This window comes from Yoonia sp., from assembly GCF_014859355.1.
Classification (GTDB): Bacteria; Pseudomonadota; Alphaproteobacteria; order Rhodobacterales; family Rhodobacteraceae; genus Yoonia.
The window spans coordinates 99,106-111,924 of record NZ_JACUUJ010000002.1 but is presented as its reverse complement, the minus strand read 5'-3'; the positions used below and the strand labels follow the sequence as shown (position 1 = coordinate 111,924).

Sequence of the window (12,819 nt, the reverse complement as noted above, 5' to 3'; positions counted from 1 at the left end):
TCATGTGAATGGACAACTCCCGTGCGTCACCTTAGGTCTTGGATATGAAAGAGCTTTTGCGCACCAACGACCCGACTGTCATCGCCTTTGCAACCGCCCTGCTGGACAGCGAGGGTATAGACTGGTTCACCTTCGACGTAAATATGAGCGTCCTTGAAGGCAGCATAGGCATCATGCCGCGCCGATTGATGGTGCTGGACCGCGATCTGTTCATGGCCGAAGCCGTGATGCGCGATGGAAATATCGACCTTGGCCGTGACTGACGATTTAACCTGCGACGATTTTCTGGGCGGGCGCGTGCGCGCATGGCAACCGCGCCGGGGCTATCGCGCGGGCGTTGATCCGGTGCTGCTGGCGGCGGCTGTGATCGCCAAACCGGGGCAATCTGTGCTGGAACTTGGCTGCGGGGTTGGCGTGGCGTCGCTGTGTCTGGCAGCGCGCGTGCCGGGGCTGGACCTGAAGGGTGTTGAATTGCAGCCCACCTATGCGGATCTGGCGCGGCGTAACGCGGTGGAAAACGCAGCCGTTTTTGATGTTGTGACAGCCGATTTGCGCGCCCTGCCCGCCGATCTGCGGCAAAAGCGATTCGATCACGTCATCATGAACCCCCCCTATTTTGACCGCCGTGCAGGCACCGCCGCCACGGATCCGGGGCGAGATACGGCCTTGGGTGGCGAAACCCCGCTTGTTGATTGGCTAGACATTGGAACGCGGCGGCTGGGACCAAAAGGATATCTGACACTGATCCAACGGGTTGAACGCCTGCCAGAGGTGTTGACGGCGCTGTCAGGGCGACTGGGTTCGCTGATGGTTTGCCCCATTGCCGGGCGCAAAAACCGCCCGCCCGAGCTGTTTTTACTGCAAGCCCGGCAAGAAGGGCGCGCAGCTTTTCGCTTGGCCCCGGCGCTGATCATGCACGACGGCACCAGCCATCAGGGAGATCAGGAAAGCTATACCGCTGCGGTGCAGTCCGTTTTGCGACATGGCGCATCTTTGGACATCTGGCCTTAACCGTTTGGCAACTTTTATAGCAGACGATGAAAAGGTGGTGATTTGCTGCTGTGCGGCGTGACACAGATCATCAGATGTGTTGCAATAGTTTTACAAACAATTCCCAGAGGAGGATTATAATGACTTTAAGTTCGCATGTGCAGGAACTGAAAAAGAAGCATCAAAACCTCTCTGAATCGGTCGAGATGATGCAACGCAGCCCTGCAAAAGACGATCTTGAAATCGCAAAACTAAAAAAGCAAAAGCTGATGTTGAAAGAAACGATCAAAAAGCTTAGCGCAAACTGATCTGACCGGGCGCTGGCGCAAGCTGTAATTGCACCCGGAAACGATGAAACAATTGTGCTGCGTTAACTGGCCTGCGGACTTTGCAGTCTTGTCAAGCAAAGGCGATCGGTCTCAACTGTCACAGAATGCGACAGAATTAAGAAAAAGAGCCGTGCGGGAATGCACGGCTCTTTTGATTCAAGACCTCGTTTAAGGGTCAGCTCATATATTGCCCGCCGTTTGCCGACAGGGTGGACCCGGTCACGAACCCTGCCTCGTCCGACGCAAGAAATACAACCGCGCGCGCGATTTCAGATGGATCGCCCAGACGTCCCACAGGAATCTGTGGCAGGATCACTTCGTTCATGACTTTCTCAGGAATAGTCGCCATCATTTCGGTGTTGATGTAGCCGGGGGCGACTACATTCACAGTGATTCCCGCACGTGCACCTTCTTGTGCCAGCGCCTTGGTAAAGCCGATGTCACCAGCTTTGGCAGCAGAATAGTTGGCCTGTGCGAACTGACCCTTTTGGCCATTAATCGAACTGATTGTAATGATTCGCCCGAATTTGCGTTCGCGCATACCGGGCCAAACCGGGTGGGTCATGTTGAAAACGCCCGACAGGTTGGTGTCAATCACCTCTTTCCACTGTTGCGGGGTCATCTTGTGAAAAGGTGCATCGCGGGTGATACCCGCGTTATTGACCAGAACTTCAACCGGGCCGACCTCTGCCTCGATCAATCCGATTCCAGCGACACAGGCTTCATAATCACCGACATCCCATTTATATGTCTTGATGCCCGTTTCTGCGGTAAAAGCTGCGGCCTTTTCATCATTTCCCGCATAGGTGGCAGCGACGGTATAGCCTGCATCCTTCAGCGCCTTTGAAATAGCTGCACCAATACCGCGTGATCCGCCCGTGACAAGTGCGACACGTCCCATATTCGTCTCCTCCTTTTGAAATTAACATTCGTCAAGGCGGCGCAACCATGCACCGCCTTGAACTGAATCAGGGGCGTTCAATGCACATGGCGACACCCATGCCACCACCAATACACAAAGTCGCCAATCCCTTTTTCGCGCCGCGCCGCTTCATTTCAAACAGCAGCGTGTTCAGAATACGCGCACCAGATGCGCCGATCGGGTGACCGATCGCAATAGCGCCACCATTGACGTTCACAATCTCTGGATCCCAGCCCATATCCTTGTTCACGGCGCAGGCCTGTGCTGCAAAGGCTTCGTTTGCTTCGACCAGATCAAGATCTGCCACGCTCCACCCGGCTTTTTCCAGTGCCTTGCGGCTTGCCATGATCGGGCCCGCCCCCATGATCGACGGGTCCAACCCGGCCGTGGCATAAGATGCAATACGCGCCAGCGGTTCGATGCCGCGCTTTTCTGCTTCTTCCGCGCTCATCAACAGTGTCGCTGCGGCACCGTCGTTCAAACCCGATGCGTTTGCGGCCGTGACAGACCCATCCTTGGTAAACGCAGGGCGCAGTTTCTGCATCGCCTCCATGGTCGATCCGTGCCGGATGTATTCATCCTGATCGACGATGATGTCACCTTTGCGGGTCTTGACGGTAAAAGGCATGATTTCGTCAGCGAATCTGCCCGCCTTCTGCGCCGCTTCTGCCTTGTTCTGCGATGCAACGGCGAATTCATCCTGCATGTCGCGGGTAATTTGCCATTGGTCGGCTACGTTTTCCGCTGTCTGGCCCATGTGATAGTCGTTGAACGCATCCCACAGACCATCGCGGATCATCGTGTCGATGTATTTCATGTCACCCATCTTGTGACCTGCCCGCAAATGCGCGGCATGCGGGCTAAGCGTCATGTTTTCCTGCCCACCTGCCAGCACAATCGCCGCATCACCCAACTGGATATGCTGCGCGCCAAGTGCCACGGCACGCAGACCGGACCCGCAAACCTGGTTTATGCTCCACGCGGCGGATTCAATCGGCAGACCGGCATTGATATGCGCCTGACGCGCCGGGTTCTGGCCTTGCGCCGCTGTCAGCACCTGCCCAAGGATTGTTTCGCTGACGTCCGCCTTTTCGAGGCCGGCGCGCGCAACAACTTCCGCCAGCACTGCCGCACCCAGATCATGGGCAGGCGTCGTCGCGAAAGCGCCCCCGAAACTACCCACGGCGGTGCGGGCAGCAGATGCGATAACAACATTTGTCATAAAATTAATTCCCTTCAGGTTATTCCCTGGCGGGACGCGCATAAAATGCACCTAACGGGTCAGAACATACCGCCCCACCATTCACCATGAACCTTATTGGGTTGGCTGGTGCAGGGCAATGCAATTCCAAGCGCAAGATATCGGGATGTCAGAATTCAAATTTTGGCACCCCAAAATAATATCCTTGCAAACAATCAACCCCGATCCCTTTAAGAAATGCCGCCTCTGCCGCTGTCTCAACGCCATCAGCGATGGCGAACATCTCAAACTGATGGGCGACGGTTATCAACGCTTCGGCCAAGACTTGATTGTCAGGGTCGCTTTCAATCCCACGGATAAAACCTTTGTCGATTTTCACCAGATCAAAGAAAAATGTCTTGAGATGGCGAAAAGCGGTAAACCCCGCGCCAAATCCATCCAGAGCAAAGGCTACGCCCCTGGGTTGCATTTGCGCCATGAAACGCAGGACAATTTCGGGTAGCAACATGGCTGACGTTTCACTTATCTCGAAAATCAGCCGTTCGCCCAGCCCTGGCCAGTCATGCAAGCCCCGTTCGAGGATCCGCCGCCATTCCCCATCGCCGATAGATCGTGCTGAAAGGTTGACTGATAAACGCAGGGCAGGCTGCTGTTTCAGCAATGCCAAGGCCAGATTCAGCGTTGCGCAATCAATCTGCCGACCCAGCACCGTTTCTTCGATTGATGGCATGAAATGCGCAGCGGGTATGATGCAGCCCGCATCGTCCATTAAACGCACCAGCCCCTCGTAAAATGCAACGCGGGGCTGTTTATCCGCAGTCACAATCGGATGAAACGCAAGCCGCGTGCGCCCGGCAGACAGCGCATCCTGCACCAATGTTATGACATCTGCATCACGACTTGCCGTAGCGTATTGCAACGGGTCCAGCAGGGCGGAGTCTGCTGTCTCGCAGCGGCGAAGCGTTGTCTTTTCCATACTGGCCATCCATCAGGGTGACAGCAGCATGAACTGACGCCGACTAAGATCGGGTTAAGATGCACCGGCAAAAACGCCCATTGGCAGGAAAAACTACCAGCGGTTCAGGGCATTTTCGTCCGCTTCCTTGGCTGCCACCCAATCGGCACCGGCACCGGTCACTTCCTTTTTCCAGAAAGGCGCGCGGGATTTCAGGTAATCCATCAGGAAATCGGCAGCTTCGAACGCGGCAGCACGATGCGCGGCAGCGGTGGCAACCATCATGATTGGCGCACCGGGCTTTAACGCACCATAGCGATGAATTACCAGAGCATCGGAAAGATCCCAGCGGTGCTGTGCCTCTTGCACGATTTTTTCAATCGCGGATTGGGTCATGCCAGGATAATGTTCAATCTGCATTTCCAGTAGATTGCCAGCGGTATCGCGCACAATGCCGGTAAAGCTGACAACCGCCCCAACATCGGTCCGACCTTGCACAAAACCGTTCAGTTCCGCACCGGCGTCAAAGGCGCCTTCCTGCACACGCACGGCCATGTCAGCCCCCCGTCATGGGCGGGAAAAACGCAACCTCGCGGACACCGGCAAGGGGTGCGTCGAAATCTGACAGTTCCTGATCCAGCGCCACGCGCAGCGCCGAAATATCGGCGAAGGCTGCGGCATAGCGGTCTTCGCGTGCGACAAGTTCAGCTACCAGATCAGATACCGTCGCGGCATCTGTTTCCACGGCTTCCTGTGGGATACCGATTCGTTCACGGACCCAAGCGAAATACATCACGTTCATTAACGAGCATCCTTGAGATAGGGTTGCGCCTTGCGGAAATAATCCCATCCGGTGACAAGTGTCAAAACCCCTGCGATCCATAATATGGTGATCCCGGCCCACCAGCTGATGATCATACCCTGATATTTCCAGATCAGACCCATTTCATCGGGAATGCGGCCTGCCAGCACGTCAGTCACGATCTGCTGGCTCATCCCGATGGATTGCATCCCGAAATAATGTTCAAATGCGCCCGTCGCGAACAACAGCGCAATTGCCACCATCTGCGCGGTGGTTTTCCATTTCGCCAGCGGGGTGACCTTCAGTGTGCCTGCCGTATCACCCAAAAATTCCCGCAACCCAGACACGAACACCTCGCGGAACATGATCAGCGTGGCGGGCAGCAGGATCCACGGGTTCATGCCGGAAAATCCGGTGATCACCAAAAGCGCAATCACCACCATTGCCTTGTCGGCGATCGGGTCCAGCATCGCGCCCAGCTTGCTTTCCTGTTTCCACGCGCGTGCCAGATAGCCATCCAGAAAATCCGTCAGCGCCGCCGATACGAACAACGCCAGCGCGAACCAGTCCGCCCAAGGGCGATGAAAATACAAAAACATGATCACCACGCCGGGCGCTGCAAGCAGGCGCAAGATCGTCAGGATATTTGGTAAATTTATATTCATACCCCCCTGTCTAACCGGCTTGCGCACGTCTGACCATATCCTGCTTCTTTCGGGTATAAATGTCCCCGCCGGAGGCAAGAACCTTTTTAACCGTTTTCGTGAAAGTAATCATAGATTGTCTGGGCCATATTCCCCGACACACCTTCCACCGCCCTCAGATCAGCAAGGTTCGCGCGCGCCACCGCCTTGGCCGACCCGAAATGCGCCAATAGCGCACGTTTGCGCGCGGCCCCAACGCCGGGCACGTCATCCAGCGGGGTCGCACCAATTGCCTTTGACCGCTTGGCACGATGCGTGCCGATGGCAAAACGGTGCACCTCGTCCCGCATCCTTTGGATGAAATACAGCACCGGATCATTGTGGCGCAGCGCCATGACGGGTTTGCCGGTGCGGTGAAATTCCTCTTTGCCTGCGTCGCGGTCTTCGCCTTTGGCCACGCCCACCATGGGAATGTCACTAACGCCCAGATCATCCATGATCTGCCGCACAGCACTGACCTGCCCGGCCCCGCCATCAATCAACAACAGGTCGGGCCAGGTGCCTTGGGTGCGTTCGGGGTCTTCCTTCAGCAGACGTTGGAAACGGCGGGTCAGCACCTCTTTCATCATGCCGAAATCATCGCCGGGGGTCAGGTCATCGCCGCGGATGTTGAATTTGCGATACTGGTTCTTGTCAAAACCATCCGGCCCGGCCACCACCATCGCGCCGACCGCATGGGCACCCTGAATGTGGCTGTTGTCGTAAACCTCGATCCGCTGCGGCACGCGGGGCAGATCGAACGCTGCGGCCAGCCCTTTCAGCAAACGCCCCTGCGTGGCCGTTTCAGACATCTTGCGCGCAAGGCTTTCGCGGGCGTTGCGCAGTGCATTTTGTACCAGTTCAGCCTTTTCGCCGCGTTGCGGCACAGTGATATCCACCTTGCGCCCCGCCTTTTCAGACAATGCCTGAACCATCAGATCATCATTATCCAACCCATGCGACAGGATCAGCATGCGCGGCGGTTCGCGCGTAGCGTAGAATTGACCGACAAAGGCCTCCATCACCTCGGACGGGTCTTCGTCGCCGCTGACGCGGGGGTAATAGTCGTGGTTGCCCCAGTTCTGGTTGGCTCGGATGAAAAACACCTGCACACAAGCCTGCCCGCCATCGGTATGCAGCGCGATCACATCCGCCTCGGCGGTGCTTTGCGGGTTTATCCCTTGCGCCGATTGCACCTGTGTCAGTGCCTTGATCCGGTCGCGCAGGGCGGCGGCGCGTTCGAACTCCATCGCATCGCTGGCCGCCTGCATCTGCGCGGCCAGCGTCTGCTGAATGCCCTTGGTGCGGCCTTGCAGGAACTGTTCGGCATCGCGCACCGACGCTGCGTAATCATCTGTGGAAATCAGCCCGCAACAGGGGCCGGAACAGCGTTTGATCTGGTATTGCAGGCAAGGGCGCGTCCGCGTCTCGAAATCGCTATCCGAACAGTTACGCAGCAAAAACACCCGCTGCAACTGGTTCAGCGTGCGGTTGACCGCCCCCGCCCCGGCAAAGGGGCCATAATAATTGCCCTTTTGCTTTTTCGCACCGCGATGTTTCTTGATCTGCGGATAGGCGTGATCCTTTGTCACCAGAATGTTGGGAAAGGATTTGTCGTCGCGCAGCAACACGTTGTAGCGCGGTTTCAACTGTTTGATCAGGTTCTGTTCCAGCAACAGCGCCTCGGTTTCGGTGCGCGTGGTCAGAAACATCATCGAGGCGGTTTCGCTGATCATCCGCGTGATACGCGGCGAATGATTGCCGGGGCGGGCATAGTTGCTGACCCGCGCGCGCAGGTTCCGCGCCTTGCCAACATAAAGCACGCGACTGTCCGCATCCAGCATTCGGTAAACACCGGGCGACGCATCAATCGTGCGCAAATACCCGTGTATCAGGTCGTATCCGGTCGCGGGTGGATTGATCGGCTGGTCGGTCATGGTCACGTATCTGTGATTCTGTGGTTGCTGCAATGGTAACGTCGCAGGGGCAAGAGGAAAGGCATCCACCGTTTCTGTGGATAAGTCGGTGGGTTAATCCGTGACACCCTGAAATTTTCCTTGTTTTCAGCAGGCTTCGTCACTTTGCCTAAAAATTAGGCGCATATGTAATTCATTGAATTTACTATATATTTTTATTTACACATGCTTAACGCCTTGAAAAACAGTGAAATTGTAACATTCGCGTGACGCAGGATTCAGGGGGTGCACAACTTTAGCGCCGCGTCACTCCAACCCCAGCACGTCCGGCGTTTCCCAAGCAAGGTGCTGACCGCCATCAACCGCCAGCATCTGCCCGGTAATCGCAGGCGCATCCAGAAAATAACCCAACGCCGCGGTGATATCGGCAGGGTTTGCACCACGTTTCAGGATCGTCGCCGCGCGTTGCTTTTCAAAATGCGTCACAGATTGCCGGTGCCCTTGCAACGTCGGCCCCGGCCCGATGCCGTTGACCCGTATTTTCGGGGCCAGCGCCTGCGCCGTGGTGCGTGTCATCGCCCAAAGCCCCATCTTGGCGATGGTATAGCTCATGAATTCGGGCGTCAGTTTGTGTATCCGCTGATCCAGCATGTTGATCACCAGCGCCTGCGCCACCGGTTCACCATTGGTATCATGGATGAGGTCAGGGGCCTGGGCCGCGAACGCTTGGGTCAGAACGAAAGGCGCGCGCAGGTTCGATTCAATATGCCGGTCCCAGCTGGTGCGCGTTGCCGTTGCGATGCTGTCATATTCGAAAATCGACGCATTGTTGATCAGACAGGTCAGCGGCCCGCCCAGCGCATCAACCGCCCGCCCGATCAACGCGCATGTTGCGTTTTCGTCCAACAGATCGGCCTGCAATGCCACGGCCTGCCGGCCCATCGCCAGCAACTGCGCCACCGTATCGGCCGCCCCGGTCGCGGACCCTGCATAATGCACCGCCACGTCATAGCCGCGTTGACCCAGATACAACGCCATTGCCTGCCCCAGCCGCGCCCCTGCGCCCGTCACAAGCGCCCTCACGGGCGGCCCTTTTCACAGGCACACGGGCCTTTGCCGATGCGGTAGCGTTGGCATTTGGGGCATTTGGCGTCGGCCAGCCGCTGCTGGCCGGGAAAACGCCATTTCCCGAAAATACCCAGCACAAAAATGAAGGCCAGAAACAGAATGACAGATTTGACAATCACAGGCCGAACCTCGCGAATGCGGCGCGTTCTTCGATCCCGCCAATGGTGTCATCGACGACCCGCGCCCCAAAGCGCGCCAGCAACGGGCGGCTTTGTTCATAGCGGCGGAATTTCACCTTGTCGCCAAACCGCTGTTTCATCATCGGCACAAGATGGCCGATCCCGTCAGCCAGCCCTGCGTCAATGCCCTTGTGGCCGATGAACACCTCGCCGGTGAACAGGTCAGGATTATCCGCCAGTTTCGTGCCGCGCCGCAATTTCACATAGTCTGTAAAGGTCGTGTGTAGATCCTCTAACCAGCCTTTCAGCTTTTTGATATCCGCAGGCTTTTCCGGCTTGAACGGGTCCAGCATGGATTTCGACGTCCCCGATGTATGCACACGGCGCTGCACACCCAGTTTTTCAATCGCATCGTGCGCGCCAAAACCGGCGCTGATGACGCCGATCGAACCGGTGATCGAACAGGCGTCGATGAAAATTTCGTCCGCCGCACAGGCCAACCAATAGCCGCCCGACGCCGCCACATCCTCGACAAAGGCGAAAACGGGGATTTTCTTTTCGTCCGCCAGCCGCCGGATACGCGCCGCAATCAGTGAAGATTGCACCGGCGACCCGCCAGGACAGTTGATTTCAAGCGCCACAGCGGCGGGTTTGCCCCGGCTGAACGCCTTTTCGATCACAGGCGCAAGGCTGGGGTTGTCCAGCCCTCGCGCACTATTGCTGATCGCGCCTTGCAGGCGGATCACGGCGACAAACGGATCGGATTTCAAAAAAGGAATAAAGCGTTTCATATCACACCATCTAAGCCGCTTTGGACGCAGCGCAAGGTTATTGCCTGATCCGCCAACCGGTGCGGAAAATCCACCAGATCGCCGTCAGGCAAATCGCGGTAAACAATGCGATGGCCGCAAGCGATACCCCGATACTGACGTCTGCCGTGCCAAAGAACGACCAGCGGAACCCGCTGATCAGGTAAACCACAGGGTTGAACAGGGTGATCGTCTGCCAGACCGGCGGCAGCATCGTAATCGAATAAAAAGACCCGCCCAGAAAAACCAGCGGCGTGATGATCAACAGTGGGATAAGTTGCAACTGTTCGAAATTCCCCGCCCAGATCCCGATGATGAACCCCAAAAGGGAAAAGCTGATGCAGGTCAGCGTCAGAAAGGCCAGCATGGCAACGGGGTGCGCGATGTTCAGATCGACGAACAGATGCGCTGTGCCAAGGATGATCAGCCCAATAAACATCGCCTTGGTCGCCGCCGCCCCCACATAGCCTGCCGTAATTTCAAGAAAATTCACCGGCGCAGACAGCAATTCATAGATTGTGCCGATGAATTTGGGGAAATAGATGCCAAAACTGGCATTGGTCGTCGCCTGCGTCATCACCGACAGCATGATCAGCCCCGGCACGATGAACGCGCCATAGCTGACACCCTCCACCTGGTCGATCCGGCTGCCGATGGCGGCACCAAACACCACGAAATAAAGCGAGGTGGACAATACCGGCGAAACAAGGCTTTGCATGATGGTGCGGAAAAACCGCGCCATTTCGAACATGTAAATGGATTTGACAGCAGTCAGATTCATGCTTTTTCCTTTACCAGCCCGACAAAGATATCCTCCAGGCTGCTTTGACGGGTCTGGATATCTTTCAGCTTCAGCCCCGCCTTGGCCAGATCGGCCAAAAGGGTCGTGATGCCGGTGCGTTCGCCCTTCGTGTCGTAGGTGTAAGTCAGGGTCAGCCCGTCGTCTGCGCGGTCAAGGTTGTAGTGTGCCAAAGCTGCCGGAATATCCTGCGTGGCCGTGGCCAGTGCGATCTGCAACTGCTTTTGCCCCATCTGGGCCATCATTTCGGCCTTGTCCTGCACCAACAGGATTTCGCCCTTGTTGATCACACCGACACGGTCGGCAATCGCCTCGGCCTCTTCGATATAGTGTGTCGTCAGGATGATCGTGACGCCTGACGATTTCAGGTCGGCGACCACATCCCACATGTCCTTGCGCAGTTCCACATCCACGCCTGCGGTGGGTTCGTCCAAAAACAACACACGCGGTTCATGGGCCAGCGCCTTGGCGATCAGCACACGGCGTTTCATGCCGCCGGACAGGGTCATGATCTTGGCGTTTTTCTTGTCGCCCAACGAAAGCTGGTTCAGGATTTTTTCAATATAGCCGTCATCGCGCGGCTTGCCGAACAACCCGCGCGAAAACCGCACCGTGCTGAACACGGTTTCGAACGGTTCAAGGTTGATTTCCTGCGGCACCAGACCGATCAGGCTGCGGGCGGCGCGAAAATCGGCCTGCGTGTCGTGACCACCTACGGTTACATGCCCCGATGTCGGCACCGTGATCCCGCAAATCGTTGAAATCAAAGTCGTCTTACCCGCGCCATTTGGGCCAAGCAGCGCAAGGATCTCGCCCTCTTGGATGTCAAGGTTGACGCCTTTGAGCGCCTCAAAACCCCCAGCGTAGGATTTGCGAAGGTTCTGGACGGATACGATCGCGGACATGAATTTGCCTGTTTTCTAGGTTCGCTTGCTACCTAGTGCGCGCAGACCCAAAGGGAAAGGGTGCATCCCCAGTAGGCAGCCCTTGGGCGGGGCGGGGGCGTTTCATTTCCCCATCCGCGCCGCCATATCCAGCATCCGGCACGAAAAGCCCCATTCGTTGTCATACCAGCCAAAGATACGCACCAGCCCGCCTGCCGTCACCCGGCATTCAGGCAGGGCGATGATCAGGCTTTCGGGCCTTGCGCGCAGGTCAGATGACACCAGCATCTTGTCAGTATGCCCGATGACCCCGCGTTGCAGCGACAGAAAATCGTGCAGCGCCTCGTCAGTTGGGATGGTGCGCAAGACCACCGTCAAATCCACCGCCGATACCGATGCCGTAGGCACACGCACCGCCGCCGCCGCGATCCGACCTGCGAGATCGGGCAACACAACGTCCAGCAAATGCTGCGCCGAAGTCGTTGTCGGCACCATAGACAGGCCGGCGGCACGACTTCGCATATAATCGCCGCGCGGGGCATCAATGGTGGGCTGGCTGCCAGTGTAGCAATGGATCGTCGTCATCCAACCCGTTTGCAGCCCCCAAGTGGCATCCAGCAATTTGACCAGCGGAGCTAGCGCGTTGGTGGTGCAGGACGCATTTGAAACGATCGGTTGACCGGCCAGAACTGCGTCATTTGCCCCCAGCACCACAGTTGCATCCGCCGCATCTGACGGGCCGGAAATCAGCACCCTGCCCGCCCCCGCATCCAAACCGCGCGCGGCAACATCGCGGCTGTCGGCCTTGCCGGTGCATTCCAGCAACACGTCAACCCCGGACAAATCAAGGGTGCTGATGTCATCCCTGCGCGACAGCGGGATCGCCTTGCCGTCCACGACCAGTGAATCCCCGACCATCTCTGCCGTGCCGGGATAGGGGCCAAAGACGCTGTCATAGGCAAACAGATGTGCGCAAAGATCCGGCGCCGCGATATCGTTGATGCCGACGATATCCAGGGCAGGCCAGTCGCCCTTGGCCCAAGCGCGTAACACCGTGCGCCCAATACGGCCAAATCCGTTAATAAATATCCGTGTCATTCAAGCGCCCCCCACCTTGTATTGGCGCAATGCTGCACCCTTGCACAAGAGGGAACAAGATCATGCCAGCAATAACAGCACCACGCATCCTTGCCCCGACCCCGCAAAGAATCGCCCTGGCAAGGGCCCCAAAAATCACACGTAGCAACGGTGATTCTACGTTTTGAATCCTAAAACCAGTCAA

15 protein-coding genes are annotated in these 12,819 nt (G+C 57.0%); 3 read left to right on the top strand and 12 right to left on the bottom strand.

From position 1 onward, the window contains the following. Positions 1 to 44 precede the first annotated feature (44 nt). The 3 genes from IBX59_RS01720 (at position 45) to IBX59_RS01710 (ending at position 1,298) form a co-directional block, all read left to right on the top strand. A complete protein-coding gene (locus IBX59_RS01720; RefSeq protein ID WP_296371739.1) occupies positions 45 to 263 on the top strand; it encodes a DUF2007 domain-containing protein in 219 nt (72 codons plus the stop codon). Beyond that, on the top strand, positions 235 to 1,011 hold the full coding sequence (locus tag IBX59_RS01715; protein WP_296371737.1) for a methyltransferase: 777 nt from the start codon (positions 235 to 237) through the stop codon (positions 1,009 to 1,011). Before IBX59_RS01720 ends, IBX59_RS01715 begins: the two co-directional genes overlap by 29 nt. A 119-nt stretch (positions 1,012 to 1,130) precedes the next feature. Further along, positions 1,131 to 1,298, top strand: coding sequence for a DUF465 domain-containing protein (locus tag IBX59_RS01710; RefSeq protein WP_296371734.1), 168 nt, complete (start codon positions 1,131 to 1,133; stop codon positions 1,296 to 1,298). Between the two features lie 196 nt (positions 1,299 to 1,494). Here IBX59_RS01710 and phbB read toward each other — a convergent pair whose 3' ends face one another. From phbB to IBX59_RS01650, 12 genes are all read right to left on the bottom strand, one after another. After that, positions 1,495 to 2,220: an acetoacetyl-CoA reductase gene (phbB, locus tag IBX59_RS01705; protein WP_296371731.1), complete on the bottom strand. Its 726-nt coding sequence runs from the start codon at positions 2,218 to 2,220 to the stop codon at positions 1,495 to 1,497. Positions 2,221 to 2,287: 67 nt separating this feature from the next. Further along, positions 2,288 to 3,463, bottom strand: a complete 1,176-nt coding sequence (locus IBX59_RS01700; protein WP_296371728.1) for an acetyl-CoA C-acetyltransferase — start codon at positions 3,461 to 3,463, stop codon at positions 2,288 to 2,290. Between the two features lie 148 nt (positions 3,464 to 3,611). Further along, positions 3,612 to 4,418 carry an EAL domain-containing protein gene (locus tag IBX59_RS01695; RefSeq protein WP_296371726.1) on the bottom strand — a complete coding sequence of 269 codons (807 nt, stop codon included), beginning with the start codon at positions 4,416 to 4,418 and terminating at the stop codon, positions 3,612 to 3,614. Between the two features lie 93 nt (positions 4,419 to 4,511). Continuing rightward, positions 4,512 to 4,952 (bottom strand): molybdenum cofactor biosynthesis protein MoaE, encoded by a 441-nt coding sequence (locus tag IBX59_RS01690; protein WP_296371724.1) that lies wholly within the window; start codon positions 4,950 to 4,952, stop codon positions 4,512 to 4,514. A gap of 1 nt (position 4,953) precedes the next feature. Beyond that, entirely contained in the window at positions 4,954 to 5,199 is a 246-nt protein-coding gene (gene moaD / locus IBX59_RS01685) for a molybdopterin converting factor subunit 1 (protein ID WP_296371721.1), read from the bottom strand. Further along, entirely contained in the window at positions 5,199 to 5,864 is a 666-nt protein-coding gene (gene pgsA / locus IBX59_RS01680) for a CDP-diacylglycerol--glycerol-3-phosphate 3-phosphatidyltransferase (RefSeq protein ID WP_296371719.1), read from the bottom strand. Before pgsA ends, moaD begins: the two co-directional genes overlap by 1 nt. An 86-nt stretch (positions 5,865 to 5,950) precedes the next feature. After that, positions 5,951 to 7,819, bottom strand: coding sequence for an excinuclease ABC subunit UvrC (uvrC, locus tag IBX59_RS01675; RefSeq protein WP_296371717.1), 1,869 nt, complete (start codon positions 7,817 to 7,819; stop codon positions 5,951 to 5,953). A 285-nt stretch (positions 7,820 to 8,104) separates the two neighbouring features. Further along, positions 8,105 to 8,881 (bottom strand): SDR family oxidoreductase, encoded by a 777-nt coding sequence (locus IBX59_RS01670; RefSeq protein ID WP_296371715.1) that lies wholly within the window; start codon positions 8,879 to 8,881, stop codon positions 8,105 to 8,107. Between the two features lie 160 nt (positions 8,882 to 9,041). Then, on the bottom strand, positions 9,042 to 9,836 hold the full coding sequence (locus IBX59_RS01665; protein WP_296371712.1) for a S49 family peptidase: 795 nt from the start codon (positions 9,834 to 9,836) through the stop codon (positions 9,042 to 9,044). Between the two features lie 37 nt (positions 9,837 to 9,873). After that, a complete protein-coding gene (locus tag IBX59_RS01660) occupies positions 9,874 to 10,635 on the bottom strand; it encodes an ABC transporter permease (protein ID WP_296371709.1) in 762 nt (253 codons plus the stop codon). Continuing rightward, positions 10,632 to 11,558 carry an ABC transporter ATP-binding protein gene (locus tag IBX59_RS01655; RefSeq protein ID WP_296371707.1) on the bottom strand — a complete coding sequence of 309 codons (927 nt, stop codon included), beginning with the start codon at positions 11,556 to 11,558 and terminating at the stop codon, positions 10,632 to 10,634. The genes IBX59_RS01660 and IBX59_RS01655 overlap by 4 nt, the downstream gene beginning before the upstream one ends. 102 nt (positions 11,559 to 11,660) lie before the next feature. Next, positions 11,661 to 12,635, bottom strand: coding sequence for a glyceraldehyde 3-phosphate dehydrogenase NAD-binding domain-containing protein (locus IBX59_RS01650; RefSeq protein WP_296371706.1), 975 nt, complete (start codon positions 12,633 to 12,635; stop codon positions 11,661 to 11,663). Positions 12,636 to 12,819: the final 184 nt, after the last annotated feature.

Bases quoted from the DNA above. Each gene is read 5' to 3' on its own strand.
- pgsA (WP_296371719.1), bottom strand. From the start codon at position 5,864: ATGAATATAAATTTACCAAATATCCTGACGATCTTGCGCCTGCTTGCA.
- moaD (WP_296371721.1), bottom strand. From the start codon at position 5,199: ATGAACGTGATGTATTTCGCTTGGGTCCGTGAACGAATCGGTATCCCA.
- IBX59_RS01700 (WP_296371728.1), bottom strand. From the start codon at position 3,463: ATGACAAATGTTGTTATCGCATCTGCTGCCCGCACCGCCGTGGGTAGT.
- IBX59_RS01690 (WP_296371724.1), bottom strand. From the start codon at position 4,952: ATGGCCGTGCGTGTGCAGGAAGGCGCCTTTGACGCCGGTGCGGAACTG.
- IBX59_RS01650 (WP_296371706.1), bottom strand. From the start codon at position 12,635: ATGACACGGATATTTATTAACGGATTTGGCCGTATTGGGCGCACGGTG.
- IBX59_RS01655 (WP_296371707.1), bottom strand. From the start codon at position 11,558: ATGTCCGCGATCGTATCCGTCCAGAACCTTCGCAAATCCTACGCTGGG.
- IBX59_RS01720 (WP_296371739.1), top strand. From the start codon at position 45: ATGAAAGAGCTTTTGCGCACCAACGACCCGACTGTCATCGCCTTTGCA.
- IBX59_RS01715 (WP_296371737.1), top strand. From the start codon at position 235: ATGGAAATATCGACCTTGGCCGTGACTGACGATTTAACCTGCGACGAT.
- IBX59_RS01695 (WP_296371726.1), bottom strand. From the start codon at position 4,418: ATGGAAAAGACAACGCTTCGCCGCTGCGAGACAGCAGACTCCGCCCTG.
- uvrC (WP_296371717.1), bottom strand. From the start codon at position 7,819: ATGACCGACCAGCCGATCAATCCACCCGCGACCGGATACGACCTGATA.
- IBX59_RS01710 (WP_296371734.1), top strand. From the start codon at position 1,131: ATGACTTTAAGTTCGCATGTGCAGGAACTGAAAAAGAAGCATCAAAAC.
- IBX59_RS01665 (WP_296371712.1), bottom strand. From the start codon at position 9,836: ATGAAACGCTTTATTCCTTTTTTGAAATCCGATCCGTTTGTCGCCGTG.
- phbB (WP_296371731.1), bottom strand. From the start codon at position 2,220: ATGGGACGTGTCGCACTTGTCACGGGCGGATCACGCGGTATTGGTGCA.
- IBX59_RS01660 (WP_296371709.1), bottom strand. From the start codon at position 10,635: ATGAATCTGACTGCTGTCAAATCCATTTACATGTTCGAAATGGCGCGG.